Source organism: Niallia sp. XMNu-256 (assembly GCF_036670015.1).
Classification (GTDB): domain Bacteria; phylum Bacillota; class Bacilli; order Bacillales; family Cytobacillaceae; genus Bacillus_BD.
The window spans coordinates 460,690-485,389 of sequence record NZ_CP137636.1; the positions used below are offsets into that span (position 1 = coordinate 460,690).

A 24,700-nucleotide genomic window follows, 5' to 3' on the forward strand; every position below is an offset into this window, starting at 1 on the left:
CTTAACTAAAGGTTAGCTGTTTTATTAAGCGAGCCTAAAATATCTGACCTGCAAATCCGATTAGCTAATTTAATATGTTAAGATTATTAGAAATATGGATTAGGCAAAATTTCAACTTAAGGGAGAGTGAATAATGAAAAATCAACGGGTTGATCATCTTTCAATGATTTTAAAAGATTTGAGAGGAACAGTTGATGAGAAAGTTGCTGCAAAACTTGAATTAGATAAATGCAATCGAATCATTCGAAGGTTAAGTTCCTTTTCATCCGATTGTGTAGTATGTAATCAACATTTTCTTGATTTGGGAGAACAGATCATTGAACTAACAGATCAGTCAAAAGCGCGTGAAACACACAATTATAAACAACATAGACGATTATTAGGATTTATCAGTTCTCATCTAATGAAACAGCATAAGTTGGTAACAAATGGATTTTATTTGAGTGTTTATACGTCCATTGGTTTGGGATTAGGTGTTGGACTGGGTCAGGCTTTACTAAATAATAATACGGCAATTGGGATCTCTCTTGGAATTGGGATTGGCCTAGCTATTGGTGCGAGACTAGATGTAAAAGCCAAGAAAAAAGGATTGATTTTGTAACATGGGTAAACGCAAGCAGAGAAGAATAAAGGCATTGCAATTTATTTTCTTGTAAAGAAAGGCTTTCGGGTCGTCACACCCAGAAAGGAGGATGACAAAATGTCAGAAATAAAAGATGAAATTATTTTACGAGGACTTAAAGAACATAATTTAAAAAATGTAGATTTAAATATCCCTAAGGAAAAAATCGTTGTATTTACTGGTCTTTCAGGCTCAGGAAAGAGCTCGGTCGTTTTTGATACATTAGCAATCGAAAGTAGAAGACAAATGACATTGAACTATCCTTCCTATGTCAGAAATCAAATGCCAAGGTACGAAAGGCCCCAAGCCGATCTTATGCAAAACTTAAGTCCGGTCATTGTGGTTGAACAAAGAGCAATAGGCGGCAATTCCCGTTCAACAGTTGGCACATATATGGATATCCATCCTTTAATTCGACTCTTATTCTCAAGAATAGGAGATCCACCAATTGGTTCTGCCACTGACTTTTCAAGCCAAAGCTCCTTTGGCAGATGTCCAGAATGTAGTGGATATGGAGAGGTCATTGCACCAGACTTAAATAAGATGATAGATTTTGAAAAGTCCCTCCGAGATTATGCTGTAAAATTTAAGCCATTGTCGCCTTCTGGTTGGCAAGGGAGATGGATGATGACTGGCGGATTATTCGATCCAGAGCAACCGATAAAAGACTATCCAGAAGAAAAACTTCAACTGTTATTATATGGCCCTCAAGGTGGTGAAAAAGTTTATGCGCCATTCCACACAAAAAATGGACCCCAGCCACATGAATGGGATGGTTTGCTGCCCAGATTTACGCGCCTTTATATCAATCGGGATATTTCGAAGCTAAGAGAAGTATCCGAGGATGATGTCTTGGCCGTAACAACTAAATCCTTATGCCTAACTTGCCATGGTTCAGGCCTGAACCCAAAGGTATTAGAATGCAGAATAAATGGTCTGAATATTGCGGAATACGATCAATTAGAACTTCCGGAGATTCTAGAAGAACTAAAGAAAATAAACGATCCGATGGGGCAATCTATCGCCCAACAAGCCATCCCACCTATCAATCAACTAGTCACCATGGGGCTAGGATATTTGAGTTTATCTAGAAAAATGGGCACTCTGTCAAGTGGGGAAGCTCAAAGGGTAAAAATTGCGCGTCATTTAGGGAGCAGTTTAAACAATCTTACATACATTTTCGACGAACCAAGTGCGGGACTTCATCCTGAAGAAGTGGATATGTTAATAGGGATGTTAAAAAGGTTAAAGGATCAACATAATACAGTAATTGTAATTGAGCACAATCTCGCGGTCATAAAAGCAGCCGATCAAATCATTGAAATGGGACCTGGAGCTGGTGTAAATGGAGGAGAAGTTGTTTATCAAGGAACAATAGAAGGAATAAAAAACTCTCCCACGGCAACAGCCCTTAATCACAAGCTAAAAGTAAATAACCATTCAAGGGAGATAAAAGGAAACTTTATCATTAACCAAGCAAGTAACAATAACTTAAAAAATGTAAACGTACATATCCCTAAACATGTCTTAGTCTCTATATGTGGAGTATCGGGTTCGGGTAAAAGTTCCTTAATGTTAGAGGCGTTCACAGATAAGTATCCAGAAACAATAACAGTAGGACAAGGCAGTATTGGGATCTCTAATCGTTCGACACTTGCAACCTATATGGGAATCATGGATGATATTCGCTCCATCTTTTCAAGAGAAACAGGACAACCAGCAGGTTTGTTTAGTTTTAACTCTATAGGTGCATGTCCGACCTGCAAAGGAAAAGGCGTCCTAAAGCCAGATGTAGCCTTTGCAGATCCAGTAACAATTCCCTGTGAAGCATGTGGCGGTACAAGATACTCAGAAGAAGCGCTTTCCTATCGATATCAAGATAAAAATATCGTAGAAATTTTAGAATTAACGATCGACGAAGCCATTCATTATTTTAAAATACCAAAGATCATAAAAAGAGTGCAGACGTTAAAAGAAGTAGGATTAGGCTATCTAACTTTAGGACAGACGACAAGCTCACTAAGCGGAGGAGAAGTACAACGTCTAAAACTTGCAAGTCATTTGCAAAAAGAAGGACAAATCTATCTATTAGACGAGCCATCGTTAGGGCTGCACACTGAGGATAACGAAAAGCTATTAGACGTATTTCAAAACCTTGTAAACAGAGGTAACTCTGTCATCATCATCGAACATAATTTAGACTTTATAGCGGCGAGCGACTGGGTGATCGAATTGGGCCCAGGAGGAGGAAAACAAGGTGGACACATCATATTTGCAGGCACACCAGAAGAAATGTTACACGCAGAGACATTAACGGCGAAATGGTTAAAGAGGGCAGAGGTTTAGTTCAAGTGGGTCAATAATTCCGACAAACTTCGAGGTATTTCGGGACGTCCCTGTGACAAGGAGTGAATATATGCAAAATAAAGTACAAAAAATTAGAACCAATTTTTGGAGTTAAAAACACTCTAACACTATTTAACTTTAACAAAAAACGTAAGAAACGCGGGGGAATCCCCGCGTTTCACGATAGAACTGCTTCTATTAAGAAGGGTTCATTTGAAGTGGTTAGTGCTTCTGTCAGGACCGTTTCAAATTCAGTTGAGTTACAAGCCTGCACGCCTTTAATGCCGAAGCTCTCTGCCAGTTGAACAAAATTGGGATTTTGAAAGGTGACGCCATAACTTTCACCGAACTGTTTAGTCATTTGCTGAACCTCAAGCTTTAACATCGAATCCTTTAAAACAATGATGATGAAGGAAAGACCGAGACGTTTAGCTGTCTCAATTTCGGCAACATTCATTAATGCCCCACCATCACCGGTTATGCAAATAACAGGATCATTGGGACAAGCAAGCTTTGCTCCAATCGAACCCGGAATGGCGATTCCCATCGAAGCAAGCCCGTTTGAGATGATAAGCCGGTTTGGCTTTTTCGGCTGATACGTACGAGCGATCGAGACTTTATGTGCTCCCACATCTGAAAGGACTATCGTGTTCTCTGATGATACCTTTTCAATACAATGGATGATCTCTTCAATCGTAAACGACCCATTGTTGATTTTGGGTTGATGATCATTGATATGATAAGCATTGATCATTCTCTTCTTAAGATTTCCGTATGGGTTCCATGGTTTGGCAGGGAGTTCTGATCGGTTAAGAATTTGGAGTGTTCTTCTTATGTTTCCAACACATTCAACCTCCACTGGATAGTATTCATTTATTTCGGCAGGTACAGTATCAATATGTAAAACGGGAATTTTCCTTTTGTTCCAATCTTTCGGAAGCTGCTCCACAAAGTCGAATCCAATCGTAATTAATAGATCCGCCTCATCAATTCCTGGTAACACTTCATCATTTTCCTTAAATCCAAATGTAAAATAATTAGAAGCATGTTCTTTCTCTAAAATTCCTTTTGCCATAAAACTATGTGTCACTGGGGCCTGAAGAGTGTTGATGAAAGTTTGAAGCTCCTGATGAGCCTCTTGTCTTACTACACCGTTTCCAATGATAATAAATGGTTTCCTTCCATTTTGGATGAGCGTACGAGCGGCCTGTATCGTGTCCATAACTGGGACTGACTCGGGCAGTGGTTGAATCGGCAAGGGTTGATTAGCGACATTTTGGGTTAAAAAGTTCTCTGGGACAACTATGGCGACCGAGCCAGGCTTCTCCATTTGTGTTGTTCTAAATGCCTTTCGTATCACTGTCGGAACGGTCTGGGCATCCATAATTTGCGTGCTCCACTTTGTGACCGGGCCGCATAGCTTCATAATATCCACATATTGATGTGACTCAGAATGATTCCGCCCTACATCCGCCTGTCCAATGAGAGCAATTACGGGTGAATGATCGAGATTTGCGCTAGCTAAACCGGTTAACAAGTTGGTCGCCCCCGGACCTAATGTTGATAAACAAACACCGGCCTTTTTTGCAAATCGCGCATACACATCTGCCATAAATGAAGCCCCTTGTTCATGCCTGACATTCACATATTGAATTTGGTTTGACTTTGACAATGATTCGGCAAGATCTAAAACTTCAGTACCCACGATTCCAAAAACATACTCCACTCCTTCCGCTTCTAAGCATTTCACAATAACGTCAGATACTTTCATAATCCCATAATTTCTCCTTCAAGACTTTTTCGTAAATGAAGGGCGGTTCTTTCGTTCCTCAAATGCCTACAATATGGTGAACTTTTGGGTTAACGAGAGAATCGCCTTTTAATATATCAATAACCAGAATCATCCGAAAGAAGGTTGTCTAGCATGGTGTAGTCGTATTGTTGTAATGGTTTTTCTGCTGGTCCTTCTAAGACTTCACCGGTATAGGAAAATCGGGATCCATGACAAGGGCAGTCCCAAGAGCAATCGCCACTGTTCCACTCGACTTCACATCCGACATGGGTACAGGTGGTATCCACAATAAATACGTTTCCATCTTCATCTTTATAGGCACCTTTTCGATGACCGTTGACGCTTATAACCCCGCCTTCTCCGTTTGCTAAGTGGTTAATTGTTTGATTGGAGATTTCAAGCTTTCCTTTAATTAAATGCTTAACAACATCAGCGTTTTCCTTAAAGAAGTTTTTCAGGCTTGGATTAGCATAAAAACGTGATGGAGTATACAACTTTTCAAAAGGACTGTCTTTTCCTTGAATGATATCCCTAAATAATAAGGCAGCGGCTGTTCCATTTGTCATTCCCCATTTTCGATAACCTGTGGCCACTAGGATATTCGGCTGGCCTGAAGTGAGTTCACCGATATAAGGGATTTTATCCAATGTTACTAAGTCTTGGGCTGACCAGCGATAAACAATCTCTTCAGAATCAAAAACTTGTTGAGTAAATGTTTCTAGTGCCTTATAATGCTCCATCGTGTTTGGATCCTGGCCTGTCTTATGACTTTCGCCTCCGATGATAATCAAGTCTTCCCCATTCATGCTTGTTGACCGAAGCGAACGTGACGGTTGATCGACACTGAGGTACATTCCTCCTGGGAAACGATCCTTTGCTTTAATCCCCAGAACGTAGGAACGATCTGCATACATTCTAGCTGAATAAAGGCCCATTCCTTCATAAAATGGAAAGTGGGAACAGGATAGAACATAATTGCCGGTTACGCGTGCTCCTTCCCGCGTAAGAACAACTGGTTTGTCTCCTGTTTCAATATTGACTGCTACAGTATGTTCATAGATTAGCCCGCCTTTTTCCTTAATGAGTTCGACAAGATGGGCCAGATATTTCACTGGATGAAACTGTGCCTGATTTTTCATAAAAAGGGCCTTTTTTATTTTGATGTTAAAAGGAATTTGATCAACGAGCCCACCATCAATTCCGATTTTATTGTAAGCTTCGGCCTCTTTTTCAAGCTTTCGGGCATATTCATCTGTCGTTGCATAGAGGTAAGCATCCTCTTCACTGAAATCACAATCAATTTGATGTTCGTTAATGGTCTTTTTGATAAAATGCAATGCCTCTGTATTTGCCTCATAGTATAGTCTTGCTGTTGTTCTTCCAAAGTTTTGGAGGAACTCATCGTAGATCAAGTCATGCTGAGCCGTAATTTTCGCTGTCGTATGACCAGTCGTACCGTTTAGCAATTTGTCAGCTTCTAAAACAGCTACCTTCAAGCCTTCGTTCACTAACAAATAAGCAGAGGTAAGACCAGTAATCCCACCGCCAACGATGACGACATCTACTTTAATATCCTCATTCAACGAGGGAAACGTCGGTATATCAATAAATTCCCGCCAATATGGTTCAGGAGCCTGGGGCAACTTTCCAACTTTATCTTCATTTTGAGTCACAATGAATCCTCCATTCTTTTCTTTACAATCCTGCTATAAGGATTTCCATACATGTAAAAATCATACCCTTGAGTTAGCAAGGACTAACCCTTTATATTGGAAAAATAGTTTTAATTTAAAAGGGCTTGAAATAAAGAGGATTTCAAAAAACATAATGTCTACATTGTGTGAGAGGAAGGATAAGATGAAACTTTAAATGCTTGGTAACATAATCATTATAAATTTAAGGACTAGTAAACTATCAGAGGTGACATTGTTGTGAAATCGTGTAGTGAAACGTTAAAATAGATCTATACAATCGATAGAGCTAAGTATCTCTTTATAGGAAACCAAACTGGAATAATTACTGGTCAAACGATAATAAATTACCGCAAGGAGTTCTAAAAATGCCTAAAATAATCATACTATTGTTACTCTTCATATTTATTGTTATGCCTGCTAATCAAGCAATAGCTCACACATCACTTCAAGAGTCGATACCAAAAGATGGAGAAATCGTAACAGATTCAGTTCAAGAATTAAGGTTGATTTTTAGTACGAGGATTGAACAGACAAGCATGATAAGGGTTTTCAATTCAGAGGGAGAATCTGTTACACTGGGAAATTCCACAATAAAAGGAAATGAAATACGAGCAGATTTCAATCAACCTTTAGCGTTTGGAAACTATGATGTTAAATGGACGATTGTGGGTGAGGATGGGCATCCCATAGAGGGAGCTATATCGTTTTCTGTGGAAGTCCAAATGGATAAAACGGAGATAGAGGATCAAGACACAGTAGACGATAATCAAGAAGGCCCTATTAATCAATTAAAACCTGAAATAAAACAAAGTAACCTACCTTCCTATGTGATTCCCTCGATTACAGGCGTTTTATTTCTAATTGTTGTTGGGAGTACTTTTGGGTTAATAAGGAGGAAGAATTAACAGATGCATTTTTTAGGAATCATTAGTGAGTCATTATTATATCTATGTTTCTCTATTCTAATCGGAAGTTTTCTTCTAAGTATTTTCCCTAGTACATATCGACCGGCCTTTCGTGTGTCTAAAGGTTTTTTAATGGCAGCAACAGTCGGAATTGCGATCTTATCATTTGTTCCTGTTTTACAAATCATTTTGTATTTATATGAGGATATTGGATTTACAGCAACCTTTACATCGGTTCTTTTTACTTTTGAAGTGGGAAAGGCATGGATATTTACTTATCTTGTTGCAAATGTATTATTTATCTATATTGTTTGGTTTGATTATCGAAAAAAGGCTTGGTATGCCCTCATTGGTATCGCCTTAACATTTATTTTAATTCTTGCATTGGGTTGGTCCGGTCATGCGAGTTCCTACGATCCCGTCTGGGGTTTTATTAATCACACGGTACATTTTACGGCTGTCAGTGTTTGGGTGGGAATTTTACTTGTCGTTAGTTGGTTTTCTACAAATCATTCCAATTGGTTCAACTTCCTAAAATGGTTTTCCCCTGTTGCCATTATTTGTTTTGTTACAACGATGCTATCAGGATTATATTTAATGACAATAGTCGTTGATTATAAAGATTATATGAATTCATGGATGCTCCCTTATGGACAAGCGCTTTTAATTAAGCATTTGCTCATCATACCTTTGATTGTCTATGCTTTTATAAATAGTGTTTTTGTTAGAAAAGAGTTAAATAGGAATGTTGATTTTAATCCAATCCGTTGGACAAAAGCTGAAAGTTTAGTAGTTTTTCTTATTTTTGCTGCTACGGCTGCATTGGGGCAACAAGAACCACCGCATGATATTAGAACAACATTAGCATCTTCTGGGGTTTCGAAGTTGTTTGACCTATTTTATCAAGGAACCATTACTCGCGATTCTATAGTCTTACTTGGGCTCAATTTTAATAATATGATGTTATTGATAATTGCCTTATTATTTCTAGGTTTAATAATAGCCTCGTATATAAAGAGAACTTCTAATATATTCAGTTTTACTATGAGTGTATTACTTGTATTCACTGTATATTTGTCACTAATTGTTAGTATCCGTTAAATAAGAACGTTTTAAGGCGACGTCAAAAGGATGGGATTGTAATGAAATATGATGTGATCATTATTGGTGGTGGGCAAGCAGGGCTTACAATGGGGTATTACTTGCAGAAAACTAGCTTATCCTACTTGATTCTTGATAAGGAGGAACGAATTGGAGAGGTTTGGAAAAATAGGTATAATTCTCTCACATTATTCACACCACGCTCATATAGTTCCCTTCCAGGCCTGGAGTTAAATGGAGATCAGAATGACTACCCTACAAAGGATGAAATAGCAGACTATTTATCTTTATATGCTCGTACGTTTAGCCTTCCTATAAAGTTAAACACTATAGTGAAAGGTTTGCATAAAATTGAGAGTGGATTTCGAATTTTAACAGATAGTAAGGAAATTATAGCGAAAAATGTTGTTGTAGCAACTGGAGCGTTCCAGAAACCGCATATTCCAAGGTTTGCGAATATTTTGTCAGAGGATGTCTTACAATTACATTCTTCCCAATATAAGAATGCTAAACAATTGAGGAATGGGCCTGTATTAGTAGTGGGTGGCGGGAATTCCGGTTCACAAATAGCTGCCGAATTATCAAATAATAGAAAAACTTACTTATCAGTCAGTCATAAGCCAAAGTTTCTTCCGCAAAACTTGATGTCAAAAAGCATTTTCTGGTGGTTTGATAAATTTGGAATCTATACTGCAGATGTTCAATCCAAAGTGGGACAAATTTTAAAAAAACAATCCGATCCCATTTTCGGTTTTGAGCTTAAATCACTCATAAAAAGTGGGCAAGTAATTGTAAAGCCACGAACGATGTCCATACAAAATGACTATTTTATTTTTGAAGATCATAGTGAAGTGCAAGTAAATAATGTAATCTGGTCAACAGGTTTTGAATCGGATTATAGTTGGATTGATATCGCTGAAGTTTTCAAGGCTAAAAATCACCCTCGTCACCGAAGAGGGACTACTTCCGTAAAGGGGCTTTATTTTTTAGGGTTGCCCTGGCAATCCAGTAGAGGATCTGCACTTCTCCAAGGAGTTGGATCTGACGCAGAATATTTGTATAAACATATCTTAGAAAGCCAGTAGATTGATAGTTTGAATGAAGTATAACTAAAGAAGGGGCCGCGTGGATCCTTATGTATGATAACAGATACCATCTACATATTGGATATTATGAAAATAATAATGATGTTGAGTGTGTGGCATTAAAAAGACAATTCGAAGACGTTTGGGATGTGTTTTTTGATTTCGAACATTATGGTTATCGAATTCCGGAAAACACTTTATCAATCGAAGGTTATGGAAGTAGGATCTTCTCCATTTTTGTTAAAGAAATTGATTATGATGCTAGTGTGAAGAAATTTGAGTATTGGTTATTTGATCAAGGGCTGATCTAAGATGTTTTGAAAAAGGATGATTCTCTTAGGAGTAGTATTTGCCAACTCCTGTTTGTCATAATATATTTTTAATATGGGAGTTTAAAGTTAAGAGGGGATAGGTAAGTGGAATGTAAGGTAGACCTAGTTTCATTGTTAAGAAGTAAAAGATAAAGGTGATTGATATACATAAATGTTTTCAAGAGAAGGTTCCATTAGAGGTGAAACATATTGAAAAAAGACTTGGAGAAGAGACTCTCGTATTTATATACAGGGGAATCCTTGGCAGTCGTATGTTTTTTGATTGTTAGTTTATTATTAAATAAGGTAAATCCGTCATTACAATTGTATTCACTAGCTTCTTTCTGGGGATCATTTTTTCTGTTAGAGTTTCTATTAGTGCAGGGAAGTGTATACTGGTATGCAAAGTGGAAGCGATTAAAGGAAGAGAGGATTTCGATAACGCCTATTTCGACTGTTAAGATATTGAAAAAGTTGCAGAAATGGAATGTTAGCTTGATGATGATCCTGCCATTTATGTTCGTTTTTGATCTTATTAAATGGAGTCCATCCTTGCCTTTAGGCGGATTATATCTGTCAGGCTTTATTTACCTATTTGTGATCGTTGAGTATATAAACTATTTTCATATACAACTATCATACGATAATCTTTCAGATATCAAGTATTTATTAAAATCAAAGAAATTAAAACAAGCTTGTCTAAGTAAAGATTTTGAACGAATCGTTTAGACGAATTACTAATTTATTAATTAATAATTTAGTAGTTAAGGGTGAATTCTTTGGCCCTCTAAAACTTATCGGAACATACAATTATTAACTAAAGGTTTCGTGGAAAGTGGGGATATCTTATGCCAATCTGTCAAAACTGTAAAAGAAAGTGGTCTTGGTTGGATTCGATGAAGAAGTTATTAACGTTTCGCAGAAGTATGAAATGTAATCATTGTGGTGCCATTCAATATCAAAGTATACCTTCAAGAAATATGACCTCTTTATTGGTTTTATTCCCCATAATGATTATACCCATTGCTCAAATTTTTGATTTATCCTTACTCTCTTTACTATTCTTGGACCTTGCCTTAGCACTTGTCGCTTTAATAATAATGCCATTATTATTAAAGTTGACTGATAGAGAGGAATTATGGTGATATGAAAGCGGACTACGACAAGCCCCTTTTATATCACTATTCGGGGCGTCATAGTTACGTGAAAACTATATTAAGATGTTAATATTTTGTGAACACCGGTCGATATGAATCGATTCGAGGATTTAGAAAACGTTGATATAATCATATTTATAAATTTCGTATCGACAAAATAGATAAGTAATAATCAAATGCATCGATAAAATAATTTTATATTAGAATAATACTTGCCTATAATTTAAGTGTATGAGAAATATAATGTTTAAAGAAATGCACATGCTGAAGGGAATTAAAAAATGAAGAAGCAATATTCACCAGTTATGACTTATGATGCAGGTCCAACAGGTTGTGGCGAATTAATTATGAATTTGTTTCTAACCATGAAAAAAATGAATAGTGGAGAAATTATCGAAGTTATCTCTTATGATCTAGGCGCACGTGAGGATCTTCCAGCGTGGTGTCGATTGCAAAATCATCATCTATTGGAACGAACAGATGATGGAAAGATTAGTCATTATTTTATTAAAAAAGGATAATTTGTCTTTTATTATAGGAATTTTAGGAGGATATAAAAATGGCAGGAAAATTTTTAGTAAGTTTAACAAATGCAAAAAATGACCCAGATAAAGCGACAGTTGGTTTTGTTGTAGCAAATGCAGCGGTAGCATCAGGGCAAGATACGGTAATCTTTTTAAATGTTGAGGGAGCTTATCTAGGATCTAAAGGGTATGCAGAAGACATTCATGAGGAAGGATTTGCTCCATTAAAACAACTTATGGATCAGTTTATTGAAGCTGGTGGAACTCTTTGGGTTTGCAGTCCATGTTATAAAAAACGTAATTTAACGGAAGAGGACTTAATTGAGGGTGCGACAATTGTAGGTGGAGCTAAAGTTGTTGAGTTCTTAACTCAAGGTGCAGCTTCGATCACTTATTAAGAAACTTTTCGTATCTTAATAATAATCGCTAACCTTTTGTTCCCTTTATATATTTGAAAGGGGAGCAAAAGGTTCAAGGTTTATAAACAAGTGAAAAGGTTAACAAAACGAAAAAAGGTGATTTTATGGAGAATCCAAAGGCAGTTTGTGATGGTGGAGATTTAGATTGCGGTTCTGGCCTATTGTTAATCATCAAAAAAGCAATGGATCCCTTATTAAATGGAGAAATATTAGAAGTTCGAAGTCGTGAACGGACGGTTGCTGATGACCTGCCTGCTTGGTGTAGGATGGTTGATCACGTGTTTCTCGGTTCAGAGCCAGGAGACAATACGACTAGATATTTTATTCGAAAAGGGTCCGGACAAGATGAGCTAGCTGATGACTTCGAAGCTGCAAAAGGATATAAGTGGAATGTTCGAGTCCAGTCTGGAAGCGCTTTAACAGCTAAGGTTCATTCCCGAAATCATACTTTTGTAGTTGGGCAACCTGCTGATTTTAGCTCGAAAGTGAACGCCCCTAGCGCAATTGATTATTTACTTGGAGCTCTTGCATCTGATTTAGCAGTCGGTTTTAAGGGACAGGCCTCTAGAAGAAACTTTGAAATTGACCAACTAGAAGTATCGATAAAAGCAGGATTGGAAAATGTTTTGTATCATCTGGAATTGGAGGATGAAGGAAGTCCACAAATTCAAGAGATTAAAGGCACCTTCTATGTTTCCTCACCACAGTTAGAAGAGACTCTTGAAGAGCTGTGGGAAACAACGCTTGAACGGTCTCCAATATATCAAACCCTAAGGCAAACAATTAAAATCGATATACAGTTTTCGATTGTATATTGAGGAGGTTTTCTACAATGACATTACCATTATTCCCAACGACAGTAATTGGCAGTTGGCCACGCTCTAAAGACGTACAACGGGCAATGCGTGATAAACGCGCGGGTCGAATAACGGAAGAAGAATTCCAAACGGTTGCCAATGAAGCCGTGTTACAAATCTTGAACTGGCAAGAGGAAGCAGGAATTGATATTGTTTCCGATGGAGAACAGCGTCGAGATAATTATATTTCCTTTGTGGCTGAACATTTGAATAATGTTCGTATGCTAAGTGTTTCGGAGTTACTTGATTATGTAGAAGATAAATCCAGTTTTGAAGAAATTCTCGGAACGTTAGATGTACCTGCTTTTTCAATGTCAAATCCGGCAGCAACAGGAAAGATTAGCCGCAAAAAACCACTTGCATTAAATGACTTTTTATTTTTAAAACAACATACAGACAAAGCAGTTAAAGTGACTTTGCCTGGTCCATATTTGTTGACGAGATCCATGTGGGTAGAGGGACTATCAGAAGGGGCTTACCCAACCAAAGAGGATCTCTCGATTGATATTATCAAAGTTTTACGCGAAGAATTAGAGGATCTCATCGCAGCAGGCGTTGAATTTGTCCAATTTGATGAGCCTGTCTTAACTGAAGTTGTATTTACGCAAAAGAATGCAAATCGAACCTTCATGTGCGGTGCATTAACAGCAAAGGCTGATGCAGAAGTGGAGTTAGCTTTTGCTCTAGAGTTGATCAATCAAGTGACCGATGGAATGCTTGGAAGAGGCACAACCATTGGCGTTCATATCTGCCGCGGGAATTGGAGTACAGAGGATGATATTTTACTACGTGGCCCGTATTTCCCATTAATCCCTTATTTAGAAAATGCAAATGTTGACCAATTAGCTTTAGAATATGCGACACCACGTGCAGGGGAAATTGATGCTGTAAAGAGCATTGGTGGAAAAACATTAGGTTTTGGTGTCATTAATCCTAGAACAGTTGATGTTGAATCAGTAGACGATATTGTCGCACGTGTAGAGGAAGTAAGAGCGATCTTGCCTGATGAAAAAATCCTTCTAAATCCAGATTGTGGTTTTGGAACCTTTGCACAGCGCCCGATGAATAGTGATGAAATTGCCTTTAATAAATTAAAAGCAATGGCCGAAGCAGCAAAAAAGCTTCGTGAAACGGTTACAGTTTAAGTCTTTTATGTAGGAGTGGAAAAAATGGGACAAAAAATGACAGTTAAAGTAGAAGGAATCGGAAATGGAATGAGAACAGATTCAGTGGCAGGAAAGCATAAAATTGCCATTGATGAACCCATAACCATGGGAGGAAAAGATTCTGCGATTGATCCACTTTCAACTTTTTTAGCATCACTTATTGGCTGTGAAAATGTAATGGCACAAATAATTGCAAAAGAAATGGACTTTGACCTTCAAGGGATCTCTTTTGAAGTGGAAGGTGAACTGGATCCTAGCGGTTTAATGGGAAATTTGGAAGTGAAACCATATTTTGAAAAGGTAGTCATTAAAGCGTTTGTTGAAACAACTGAATCTCAAGAAAGAGTGAATGAAATGCAGGCTGCCGTTGATCTGCGCTGTCCGGTCTTTAGAACCATTAAAGACGCTGGAATTCCTGTTGAAAACCAATGGGTTAAAGTAACAGAAGCGGCGTAAATTGTGATAGTAACGGATCTCGTTATACGGGATCCGTTACTTTTATAAAGAAGATTCATTCAGTCGTAGTTAGATAGTAGTCTACCTGCTTTTTTTGTAATATGGCCTTTAGTAGATTAAATGGATATAGGGTTGAGGTGAACGAGAAGTGAATGATTTAGAGGAGCACTTTCAATTCTTTAAGAAAAATATAATTGGAAATGAGCAATTTTTTAATACTCCCTATGGTACGAAAAAAATTCACTACGCAGATTGGGCAGCTAGCGGAAGGTTATATAAACCCATTGAAGAGAAAATTTTATATCAATTTGGCCCCTTTGTAGCTAATACGCATACAGAAACGAATGTTACGGGGAAAAGTATGACATGGGCTTACCGTGAAGCTAAGAACATTATAAAAAAACATGTAAATGCTGATGAAAACGATATTCTTATTTTTGAAGGTTCTGGGATGACAGGGGCTATATGTAAAATTCAAAGATTATTAGGATTACTTGTTCATGAAAACGATAAAAATTTCTACAAACAAAGAGATCGATCAAAACCAGTAATCTTTATTACTCATATGGAACACCACTCCAATCAAATTTCTTGGGAAGAAACCTTTGCTGATGTCGTTATTGTGCCACCAAATGATCATGGGGATGTTTCTCCAATCATGCTCGAGAAGATGATTAAACGATATGAAGATCGACCATTAAAAATTGGTTCATTTACAGCCTGTTCGAATGTAACGGGGATTGTGACCCCTTATCATGAGTTAGCAGAGGTGATGCATAAATACGGAGGAATCTGTTTTGTTGACTTTTCTGCATCGGCACCTTATGTGAAAATGAATATGCATCCTGAAAAAGCGATGCAGCATTTAGATGGAATATTCTTTTCCCCTCATAAGTTTTTAGGGGGACCAGGGACAATGGGCGTTGCGATTGTTTCTAAGAAAGTTGTACAAACGAAAACACCTGACCGTCCAGGTGGAGGAACGGTAAATTGGACCAATCCATGGGGTGAAAAATCCTATATAGCTAATTTGGAAGAAAGAGAAGATGGCGGGACACCAGGATTTTTACAAGCCATTAGAACAGCCTTAGCGATTCGTTTGAAGGAAGAAATGAGGATTGAAAATATATCTGTACAAGATAAAAAATTGACGCAGCTGCTATTTAAACAATTAGAGCAAAATAAACGAATTAATATATTGGAAAAACGTAAAAAAGACCGTCTTCCGATCCTTTCATTTTATGTGGACAACCTTCATCATCAATTATTCGTAAAGCTTCTAAATGATGTATACGGAATACAAGTAAGAGGCGGTTGTTCATGTGCCGGTACTTATGGGCACTATTTGTTTGGTATCAATAAACAACAATCCGAATCAATTAAAGAAGAAATTACTAAAGGCCATTATGAGTCAAAGCCAGGGTGGGTAAGACTTTCCCTTCATCCAACGATGACAGAAGAAGAAGTTATATTTCTAGCAGAGGCAATAAATGATATTACGTTTAATATGAAAACATATAAAAAAGATTACACTTATTTGCCAAATTTTAATGATTTTCAGCATAAGAACGAAAGGAAAATCAATTATGAGAGTTGGTTTGATTTAACAGAAAAGAGATATATACAACCTGTTTCTGGAAGGCAGTAGCACAGCATTAATAAGGATGTAGGGACATATCTGTCCCTCTAAACACAAATTTATATTTGAAATTCTTTTTGTATAACTAAATAGCTTTTACCTTAAATTGTTCAAGCCATATTTCTTTGTCATAGGCAGATGGTTTATAATCGATGGATATTTTGTCTGTATGCTTTAGCATCAAATTGTCATAAATGAACGGAATACTATCAATAATAACGACGTTTTCGCCTTCTTCTTGTTCTGCAGGGGCGAGTGAATAACTTGCCGCTCCGCCACCGCCACAGCCTACACCTGCAACGTACACATACATCCCTTTTTTGCTCTTATCTTTTTCTAATAACTCTTTTATCGTTTCTAAAGCAATGTTGCTCACCTTAATGTCCACTATATTTTCCCCCCCTCTATTTTTTTACTACTCTTCTGTTATATAGGTTAATAATTGTCCTCTGTCCTTTTCGATCTTTCTATTCTTAGCAGTCCCTCTGTCAAAATTCTCGTTTGGTACTATACGAATATTATATCACTATTAATAGGAGATGATGGTGAAAAACGGAGTGAATTGAAAGAAATGAATGAATTTTCCTAAAAAATAATGTTATATATAAACTGAACTAACTATTTGTACAATTATTCCTGAATATACAGTTTGAAATGTTAATGAGATAGAGTTATAGTGTAAGAATGTTGTCGTTGAGAGGAAATCGGTATGTACATTGATGACAATCATAAGCATTGTAGGAAATAAAAAAGATAGGAAAAACTGGAGAGGTGTTGTAGAGCTTGAAGAATTTTAAATGGAAAAGAGCAGGACTAATGTCTATTTTAACCTTATCTCTTGTTGCGGCAGGATGTGGGTCAGAAGAGAAGGGTGCGACTTCTGACAAGGATAATGGAGGGGGTTCGACCCCTAATTATAGTGAAGAAGTGAACTTTACGATTACAGGAATTGAGCCGGGTGCAGGGATTACAGAGCAAACCTTAGCGACCATTGAGGAATATGAGAATTTGGAAGGGTGGAAACTTGAGGAAAGCTCCACTGCAGGTATGTTAGGTGAGCTAGATCAGGCGATTAAAAATGAAGAACCTATTATTGTTACAGGTTGGGCTCCTCACTGGAAATTTTCCGCCTATGATCTTAAATATTTAGAAGATCCGAAAGGTACGTTTGGCGGTGCTGAAAATATTAATACAATTGTTAGAAAGGGACTAGAAGAGGATATGCCTAATGTCTATCAAATTCTAGATCGATTCTACTGGGAATTGGAAGATATGGAAACAGTCATGTTCGATGCACAGGAGTCCTCTTTTGAAGAAGCGGCCAAGAAATGGGTAGAGGAGAACTCGGAGAAAGTTGCACAATGGACAGAAGGTGTTGAGAAGGAAAACGGAAAGGAAATTGAACTAGTATACACACCGTGGGATTCTGAATATGCTTCTGGCTACGTAATGAAAGAGGTATTAGAACAACAAGGATACAAAGTAACATTGACACCTGTCGATCCAGCCATCGTGTTCCAAGCTGTTGCTACAGGGGAAGCTGATGCATCTTTAGCTCCATGGTTACCTTCCACACACGCATCCTTCTATGAGAAACACCAGGATGACATTGTTGATCTAGGCGAAAATCTAAAAGGTACACAAAATGGACTAGTGGTTCCTGAATATATGGACATTGATTCAATTGAAGATTTAAAACCGAAGAAATAATAAGTTTAGAAACTGAGTAAAATTAGGATTACTCCTTAAAGACAAGATAGTAAAGATCTTTTTGAAGGTTAAAAAGGGTCAGTCCCCTGCTGGCAAGGAGTATTACCGTAGCGGGAGACTGACCTTTTTTCGTACGAACAATAAATTGGTAAAAGTAAGTCCATAAGTCCCAATAGGATAGTTAATGGGCTTGTGTAGTTAAATTTTGTTATATATGTATTAATAAAGGTACCTCGTAATTTAATGAATTTGTGGTTTATAGTCCTCTATGTCTGCCTCGTCATAAGCTTCTTGGAATAATGGCGGTGTACTCGCTTTTGACTGACTTTGGGATAAGGGGCGAATCCCATTTTCAGCTAAAAGGTCTATGATTTTCTGTATATCCTCTTTTGTAGCAGGTGCTTTGCTTGGCTTTAAAGTTGTTGATATCTTACCGTTGGATTCTAATAGAGCCAATTCAACATCCTCGACATTCCCGATTGCTTTAAGACGAAGTGCACCTTGTAGCTCATCTGTTGTTAACCTGGCCTTTTTAAGCTCCTCTAATTTCATCTCTCCATTTTTAACGAGTACGGATGGTACTCCATTGATAAATTTTCTGGATTTTGGTAACCATACTTGTATTTTGGCTAGCAGGACAATTCCTATAATAAGCAAGGTTCCAGCATATATTGCCTGCCATTCATCTCTTATTGCTAAAGGTTGGATGAGCACAGCACCAATTGAAATCCTCAACACAGCTTCTGAAACGGTCGTTTCCGCAAGTGACCTTTTTCCTGCAACCCGTAAAAGAAGTACGGCTGCACAAAAAATGAGCAATGCCTTTAAAATATAAGGTAAGTCAGGTAGTCTTTCTAAAAAATCCATCAATTGTTCTCATTCCTTTGTTTTTATTTATATTATCTATCTAATCTACTTCGTATATGTAGAAATTTTTCGAAAGTTGAAAGGAAAACAGTCTCTGACAAACTGTAAAGGGTACACATAGGGGGTGCCTTTTATTAGAATAAAAACAGTGAGGCAGATTACGTTTCTCCTATTAACTTGTATAGACGCTTACGAAACGTTATCTACCTAAGCTTATTGGTATAATGAAAATATTCGTTTTCAAGGGGAAAAGGATAGGTAGCAATAATCGGTTTTGGAGAAAAACGTTGTGGATTGGTAGTTACATCATTGTGCTGCTGATTATGAACACATTGTATTAGGGTTAATCTTTTTTATATGAAGAAATAGCCCTCCTTATCGATGTATTAGAAAGGCAATTAAGAGATATAAAACTTTGGAAAATGACATATTCATTGCCCCCACCAATGATTAAACAAAGACAGTTAAAGGATAACGGATACTGAATGGGATGTATAACTAAAGTTAGGAGCGGGAAAGTGAATGGCAAAAAAAGTGACAAAGACAAATGCAGTTCGTTTGGATGAACAACAAAAAATCCCTTATGAGTTATTAAGTTACGGAGTGGAAGAGGGGCAACCTGTAGATGGCCTCTCTGCTTCCGAAAAAATAGGATATTCTTTCGAATACGTTTATAAAACATTGGTTACGACAGCTGGAAAAAATCGATATTACGTTTTTGTTGTACCAGTTGCAGCGGAACTAGACTTAAAAAATGCCGCAAAGGTAGTGGGTCAGAAGAAAGTCGAAATGATTGCGGTGAAGGAACTGCTGGGAGTAACAGGTTATGTCCGTGGAGGATGTTCGCCCATTGGAATGAAAAAATTGTTTCCTACCTATATCGATGCAACTGCGGAAGAACTAGATTTTATGATAGTTAGTGCGGGAAAAGTTGGGATGTCGATAAAAATATCACCGCGAAACTTAGGTAATGCATGTAGGCGAAGTTTGCTTCAATTATATAAAGAAAACTATTGATAAAGGCCAAATCGGATACGATTGGCCTTTTGTATTTTTAAAGGTTATCGGAAGTTATAAGTGAGCAAGAGTCCCGACCATTATCTAGTTAGTGGAGATTATTATACCGGGGGTCACAGCACGACTTTATTTTCCCTACCAATTTCCGACAAATCTCGGGGCGTCCTAGTGATTTTTTGCACATACTTAAACGTCGTTTTAATGTACCCTATACTAGTATATACAACTTATCTGGCTTATAAATGATTAAAAGGAGGAGCAGAAATGGTTAAGAACAAAAGAAATGTGTTTATCTTTATAATGATGATTTTAAGCGTATTTATAGCCTCTGCCTGCAGTTCAAACGCGGATGAAGAGGCGAAGCAATCCAGTGAAACAAGTGATACAGTAAGTGCGATTACAACTGAAGATTTGAAGAAAAATCTGAATGATGATTCGTGGGTAATTGTTGATACAAGGATTAACGATGCTTTTAATGGATGGAAGTTAGAGGGGGTTGCCAGAGGCGGCCATATAGAGGGAGCGGTTGACTTCTCCGCTAATTGGTTAAAGGTGGATGTTGAAGATAAGGAAAAGAAATTAGACGAAACCCTTGAAATAAAAGGAATTAATGCAAATAAAAACATCGTTTTATATGATGCAAATGGCGAAGACGCTAAAGAAGTGGCAAAGTATTTAGGTGAAAAGGGTTATGAGAATCTTTACACTTATGATGTAAAACAATGGGCTGAGGATGAAAGTCTTCCAATGGTTCAATATAAAAATTATCATAAGATCGTTCCGGCTTCAGTGGTAAAAGATGTGATTGACGGCAAGACTCCTGAAACATTTGAAGACGGAAAAAAGGTTAAAATCGTTGAAGCGAGCTGGGGAGAAGAAAAAGAATCATATGCAAAAGGACATGTACCTACAGGCTTCCATATTAATACAGATACGGTCGAGCCGCCTCCAGAATGGATGCTAGCCAACGATGAAGAATTGGCTAAATTTGCTTTAGACAATGGTTTTACAAAAGATGACTCTATTATTGTTACTGGGGAAAGTCAAATGGCTGCGTATCGCGTGGCTGCTGTTCTTAGCTATATAGGAGTTGAGGATGTCCGAGTATTAAATGGCGGCTTGGCAGCTTGGACTGGGGCAGGCTATGAACTTGAGACAACTAGTAATAAACCAGAACCAGTAAAAGATTTTGGTGCTGCGATTCCTGCAAATCCGGATTTAGTAGATAGCCAAGAGGAATTAAAATCAAAAATCCTAGCTAATCCTGAAGAAGCAACGTTAGTTGATAACCGTACATGGGAAGAATATATTGGAGAAACATCCGGTTATTCTTATTATGACAAAGCCGGTCGTATCCCAGGTGCTGTATATGGATATGCCGGAACAACTGACGCAAACTCATTAGAATATTTCCGTAATATTGATAATACGATGCGCAACTTCGAAGAAATTGTAGCGTTATGGGAAGAAGCAGGAATTGATATGGACAACCATCTTTCCTTTATGTGTGGAAGCGGATGGCGTGCAGCTGAAGTCATGATCTATGCAAATGTCTACGGTCTAGAAGATGTTTCTTTATACAGTGATGGTTGGATTGGCTGGAGCAGTAACCCTAGTCATCCAGTTGAAACCGGAGAACCAATGGAATAGATAGCCATGAAAAAGCAAATTGTACAAAAACTACTCTATTTTTTACTACTATTCATACAGGTCGGTTTAATCATAGCTGTTTTTGTCGTTAATTATCTTTCAGGTACAAAAGCGGGCGTATATCGTCATGTGTATACCAAAAGAATGCAATATATGGAGGGGATATACAGCCCGACTTCAATTCAATGGCAAAGTTTAATAGTTGCTAGCTTTTGTATCCTGCTTATTATTCTTTTATTTTATTGTATAAGGAAGAGATGGAACCTGCTTTACAAAGTTCAGGTTGTTATAGCAATCCTAGTAAGTGTTTTCATCCTAATTGTAATGAACAGCGAGTTTTTTATGGCAATGATGGCGTATCCTTATATGATTATGGTTTTTGAAATTATTTTAGCGATACAACTCATCATCGTTATCGCATTGAGCCTAATAAGGTCTAAACAATAACAGAGAAGTAATACCTAAGCTTCAAAAAGTGGTTTTTCTAAAACTCCTTTTCGAAGCTTTTTTTGTAGAAAATGAATTTATTATCCCCGCACATTTTACGAACCTTGGGGTGTTCCAGGGACATTTTTCAAAATTCATAAAAAAGGATATGATTAAATGGTGATGAGCCTTAATACAGCTTGAGGGGGTCTAAAGATGTCATATAATCATGGATGTGATTCTCTTATTATATCTGCAGAACTTGCTAAGAAAGCTTTTGTTGAAGAAATGAATCATAAAGTTAAAAAAATGGGACTATCCCATTCAAATTTTATCGAACCTGCTGGATTTCCTAGTACAATCGAACATAAGATGTCAACTAGGGATATGGTTAAAATGGCCATACATGCTTCCGGGTATAAAGAACTTGCAGGAATCTGGAACAAAAAGTCATACACATTTAATATCGAAGGGAATAATTCTAGAGAAATTACGATAAACACAACAGTTACATTACCAATAATAGAAAACGACTATTACATATATGGTGGAAAAACGGGGGCTATTTGGGGCACAAATGAAATCGATGGGTATCATATGGTACTAATAACAAGTGCGCCGAATGACAGAAAGTTTGTAATAGCCATTAGAGGAGCTTCAACAGAAGAAGAAAGATGTAAGGATATAAAAGCTTCTTTGGATTATGCAAAGTTGTTGCTTAATCATCCAGAAGCAACAGTAGAAGGTATTGCATCCGATAGTGTCGCTGTTTGTTTATTGCCTATGCATCAATCGTTATCATATGAACAACATGATATCCCATTAATATATTCAAAAAACGCTGATATGGCAGGTCACCCGGCATCTGTAACTAAGATTATGACCGCTATAACAGCTTTAGACTATATGAAAAATTTAGATGGAAAAATTGTAATTCAAGAGTCAGATATTACTCCGGGAATGGGGTACTATTTTGAGGTAGGGGATATCATCTCTTTTAGAGACGCGTTATACAGTATGATGTTACCATCGTCCAATACTAGTGCAACGGCTGTGGCGAGGACAGCTGGAGAAAAAATAGTTCGACAGATGAATCGATAATGTTACAAACGAGTTCAATTAATAGTCCAAATAGAGACAAGATTAATGTCGTTTCCAGATACAAACTATCATGAATTATTGTTTGGAATTAAGGTGGAAAACTAATAAATATATAGTAGCCCATTTAAATCACACTTTTTTAAAAATTTTTTGGTATTCTAAACATAGAATAAATAGATTGATATATTCCGAAAAAGGGAGAGATATAAATGTTGAAAAAATTTGCTTCAGATGCGTTAGGATTATCAGATGTTGGAAAGATTATTGAACCACATGATTATGAAAAAACACAATCCGATGACTTTGTTAGGCATGAGGATAATGAAAAGATTTATTTTCTGATTATGACAAAAAGTGACGAATATTGTTTCACAAATTTAGCTCTCATACATATTGACGGTCAAAATGCCGTTTCCTCGAAACGTGTGATGAAACGTTATCCATACAGTCAATACCCAATTTCAAATGTGCTACTCGAAACAGCGGGGAAAATTGACTTAGATGTGGAAATTAAGTTTCATTTAGGGGTTCTGACTTTCTCAATTGATGTAGATAAAAAGGAGATTGAAAAATTAAAGGACCTATACAAAGCTCTTCTTTTCATGGCGGAAAAGGTGCACGAAAATAATACTTACCTTAAAATGTCAAACGACAGTCTAAATAAAGCAGTAGAGGTGTTGTATAATTCTCGATTAGAGGGCTATGATTTATCTAAAGAATATACCGAACTAACTGAGTATTCATTTGATTGGTTAAAATCGAACTTTGAAAAGTATCATGAAAAAGATTTTGGCTATGTCTTCGAGAAATATATTCTTAACTAAAAAACAACAAATTTAGGGGCTATCAACAACAACATGATAGCCCTTGTTATAATTGATTCTAATCGACAAACTTCGGGGCGTCCCAGTGACGAAGGAGGGATAAAATGGATATTCAACACCTTAAATATTTTGTAGAAGTGGCTAGGCAACGAAATTTTACAAAGGCATCGCAAATTTTGCTTGTCTCACAGCCATCGATTAGTAAGATGATCAAAAGTCTTGAGGATGAATTGAAAGTTACTTTACTAGACCGTTCTGAGAGACAAATTAAGTTGACCGATGCTGGGGCTGTTGTTTATGAACAAGCGATAAAAATTTTGCAATCAGTCGAGGATGTTTATGATTCCGTTAATGAACTGGTTCAAGTAAAAAAGGGAACGATTAAATTAGGGTTAATGCCTACAACGGGTGTATTACTATTTCCAAATGTACTTGCCGGGTTTAAAAAAGAGTATCCGCAAATAGATTTCCAAATGGTTGAATACAGTGCAAAACAATTAGCAATTAAGGTAGAACAAGGAGACCTTGATTTAGGAATTACCGTCCTGCCGGTGAACCCTAAGCTTTTCGATGCGATTCCTTTGTTATCGGAAGAGCTGGTTGTCCTTGCACATAATGAACATTGGCTTGCCGAAAGAGAGTCTGTACGTTTGTCTGAGTTGAAAAATGAATCTTTCATTCTCTTAACCGAGGATTACGCCCTTCATGACGTGGTAAAACAAGCGTGTATGCAGTCAGGGTTTCAACCAACGGTCGCTTTTAAAAGCTCTCTATGGGATTTAATCGGTGAAATGGTTACCGCAAAGTTAGGGATTTCGTTAATTCCTTGGTCGATGGTCAGTCGTTTTAACCATCGGAATGTACATGCGATTTCAATTTCAGATCCACTGATTGAATGGGAATTAGTCCTCATTTATAGAAAAAATAAATATCTTTCTTTTGCCGCTCGAACATTCATCGAGTATATTCGGTTGCATATGTTTTAAAATTACTATAACTTTTTTGCATAGTTTCTATAGTTTATATATATT

24 protein-coding genes are annotated in these 24,700 nt (G+C 37.3%); 20 read left to right on the forward strand and 4 right to left on the reverse strand.

What is annotated here, in order from left to right; genetic code table 11:
- Nucleotides 1-133 precede the first annotated feature (133 nt).
- Together R4Z10_RS02325 and R4Z10_RS02330 are read left to right on the forward strand one after the other, a co-directional pair.
- The gene (locus R4Z10_RS02325; protein ID WP_338471629.1) at nt 134-601 is read left to right on the forward strand and encodes a hypothetical protein; all 468 of its coding nucleotides are present in this window, start codon (nt 134-136) and stop codon (nt 599-601) included.
- Between the two features lie 99 nt (nt 602-700).
- Nucleotides 701-2,968 (forward strand): ATP-binding cassette domain-containing protein, encoded by a 2,268-nt coding sequence (locus R4Z10_RS02330; RefSeq protein ID WP_338471630.1) that lies wholly within the window; start codon nt 701-703, stop codon nt 2,966-2,968.
- Nucleotides 2,969-3,146: 178 nt separating this feature from the next.
- Here R4Z10_RS02330 and R4Z10_RS02335 read toward each other — a convergent pair whose 3' ends face one another.
- Nucleotides 3,147-4,739 carry an acetolactate synthase large subunit gene (locus R4Z10_RS02335; RefSeq protein ID WP_338471631.1) on the reverse strand — a complete coding sequence of 531 codons (1,593 nt, stop codon included), beginning with the start codon at nt 4,737-4,739 and terminating at the stop codon, nt 3,147-3,149.
- Nucleotides 4,740-4,855: 116 nt separating this feature from the next.
- Entirely contained in the window at nt 4,856-6,433 is a 1,578-nt protein-coding gene (locus R4Z10_RS02340; RefSeq protein ID WP_338471632.1) for an FAD-dependent oxidoreductase, read from the reverse strand.
- 386 nt (nt 6,434-6,819) lie between these two features.
- Between R4Z10_RS02340 and R4Z10_RS02345 the strand changes: the two genes are divergently transcribed.
- The 12 genes from R4Z10_RS02345 to R4Z10_RS02400 all read left to right on the forward strand — a co-directional run bounded on the left by R4Z10_RS02345 (nt 6,820) and on the right by R4Z10_RS02400 (nt 16,083).
- Nucleotides 6,820-7,359: a copper resistance protein CopC gene (locus R4Z10_RS02345; RefSeq protein WP_338471633.1), complete on the forward strand. Its 540-nt coding sequence runs from the start codon at nt 6,820-6,822 to the stop codon at nt 7,357-7,359.
- Nucleotides 7,360-7,362: 3 nt separating this feature from the next.
- On the forward strand, nt 7,363-8,460 hold the full coding sequence (locus R4Z10_RS02350; RefSeq protein WP_338471634.1) for a CopD family protein: 1,098 nt from the start codon (nt 7,363-7,365) through the stop codon (nt 8,458-8,460).
- Nucleotides 8,461-8,501: 41 nt separating this feature from the next.
- Nucleotides 8,502-9,545, forward strand: a complete 1,044-nt coding sequence (locus R4Z10_RS02355; RefSeq protein ID WP_338471635.1) for an NAD(P)/FAD-dependent oxidoreductase — start codon at nt 8,502-8,504, stop codon at nt 9,543-9,545.
- 50 nt (nt 9,546-9,595) lie between these two features.
- On the forward strand, nt 9,596-9,856 hold the full coding sequence (locus tag R4Z10_RS02360) for a DUF3986 family protein (RefSeq protein WP_338471636.1): 261 nt from the start codon (nt 9,596-9,598) through the stop codon (nt 9,854-9,856).
- Nucleotides 9,857-10,066: 210 nt separating this feature from the next.
- Nucleotides 10,067-10,585: a general stress protein gene (locus R4Z10_RS02365; RefSeq protein ID WP_338471637.1), complete on the forward strand. Its 519-nt coding sequence runs from the start codon at nt 10,067-10,069 to the stop codon at nt 10,583-10,585.
- A 119-nt stretch (nt 10,586-10,704) separates the two neighbouring features.
- A complete protein-coding gene (locus tag R4Z10_RS02370; RefSeq protein WP_338471638.1) occupies nt 10,705-11,001 on the forward strand; it encodes a TIGR04104 family putative zinc finger protein in 297 nt (98 codons plus the stop codon).
- 293 nt (nt 11,002-11,294) lie between these two features.
- Nucleotides 11,295-11,534 (forward strand): sulfurtransferase TusA family protein, encoded by a 240-nt coding sequence (locus R4Z10_RS02375; RefSeq protein WP_338471639.1) that lies wholly within the window; start codon nt 11,295-11,297, stop codon nt 11,532-11,534.
- A gap of 38 nt (nt 11,535-11,572) precedes the next feature.
- Nucleotides 11,573-11,935, forward strand: coding sequence for a DsrE family protein (locus R4Z10_RS02380; RefSeq protein WP_338471640.1), 363 nt, complete (start codon nt 11,573-11,575; stop codon nt 11,933-11,935).
- Nucleotides 11,936-12,060: 125 nt separating this feature from the next.
- A complete protein-coding gene (locus R4Z10_RS02385) occupies nt 12,061-12,774 on the forward strand; it encodes an OsmC family protein (protein ID WP_338471641.1) in 714 nt (237 codons plus the stop codon).
- A 14-nt stretch (nt 12,775-12,788) separates the two neighbouring features.
- Nucleotides 12,789-13,958 (forward strand): cobalamin-independent methionine synthase II family protein, encoded by a 1,170-nt coding sequence (locus R4Z10_RS02390; RefSeq protein ID WP_338471642.1) that lies wholly within the window; start codon nt 12,789-12,791, stop codon nt 13,956-13,958.
- Nucleotides 13,959-13,982: 24 nt separating this feature from the next.
- Nucleotides 13,983-14,435, forward strand: coding sequence for an OsmC family protein (locus R4Z10_RS02395; protein ID WP_338471643.1), 453 nt, complete (start codon nt 13,983-13,985; stop codon nt 14,433-14,435).
- A 148-nt stretch (nt 14,436-14,583) separates the two neighbouring features.
- A complete protein-coding gene (locus R4Z10_RS02400; RefSeq protein WP_338471644.1) occupies nt 14,584-16,083 on the forward strand; it encodes an aminotransferase class V-fold PLP-dependent enzyme in 1,500 nt (499 codons plus the stop codon).
- 76 nt (nt 16,084-16,159) lie between these two features.
- Here R4Z10_RS02400 and R4Z10_RS02405 read toward each other — a convergent pair whose 3' ends face one another.
- Entirely contained in the window at nt 16,160-16,462 is a 303-nt protein-coding gene (locus tag R4Z10_RS02405) for a hypothetical protein (RefSeq protein WP_338471645.1), read from the reverse strand.
- Nucleotides 16,463-16,857: 395 nt separating this feature from the next.
- Here R4Z10_RS02405 and R4Z10_RS02410 point away from each other — a divergent pair, with 395 nt between their 5' ends.
- Nucleotides 16,858-17,784, forward strand: coding sequence for a glycine betaine ABC transporter substrate-binding protein (locus R4Z10_RS02410; RefSeq protein WP_338471646.1), 927 nt, complete (start codon nt 16,858-16,860; stop codon nt 17,782-17,784).
- Between the two features lie 240 nt (nt 17,785-18,024).
- Here the strand turns inward: R4Z10_RS02410 and R4Z10_RS02415 are convergent, their stop codons facing one another.
- Complete coding sequence (locus R4Z10_RS02415; RefSeq protein WP_338471647.1) at nt 18,025-18,651, reverse strand: YetF domain-containing protein; 627 nt, start codon at nt 18,649-18,651, stop codon at nt 18,025-18,027.
- Nucleotides 18,652-19,173: 522 nt separating this feature from the next.
- On the opposite strand from R4Z10_RS02415, the gene ybaK reads away from it, so the two are divergent.
- From ybaK to R4Z10_RS02440, 5 genes are all read left to right on the forward strand, one after another.
- Entirely contained in the window at nt 19,174-19,668 is a 495-nt protein-coding gene (gene ybaK / locus R4Z10_RS02420; protein WP_338471648.1) for a Cys-tRNA(Pro) deacylase, read from the forward strand.
- A 264-nt stretch (nt 19,669-19,932) separates the two neighbouring features.
- Entirely contained in the window at nt 19,933-21,318 is a 1,386-nt protein-coding gene (locus R4Z10_RS02425) for a rhodanese-like domain-containing protein (RefSeq protein ID WP_338471649.1), read from the forward strand.
- Nucleotides 21,319-21,960: 642 nt separating this feature from the next.
- Complete coding sequence (locus R4Z10_RS02430) at nt 21,961-22,845, forward strand: serine hydrolase (protein ID WP_338471650.1); 885 nt, start codon at nt 21,961-21,963, stop codon at nt 22,843-22,845.
- A gap of 209 nt (nt 22,846-23,054) precedes the next feature.
- Nucleotides 23,055-23,669, forward strand: a complete 615-nt coding sequence (locus R4Z10_RS02435) for a PH domain-containing protein (RefSeq protein ID WP_338471651.1) — start codon at nt 23,055-23,057, stop codon at nt 23,667-23,669.
- A gap of 104 nt (nt 23,670-23,773) precedes the next feature.
- A complete protein-coding gene (locus R4Z10_RS02440; RefSeq protein WP_338471652.1) occupies nt 23,774-24,655 on the forward strand; it encodes a LysR family transcriptional regulator in 882 nt (293 codons plus the stop codon).
- The last annotated feature ends 45 nt before the right edge of the window (nt 24,656-24,700 follow it).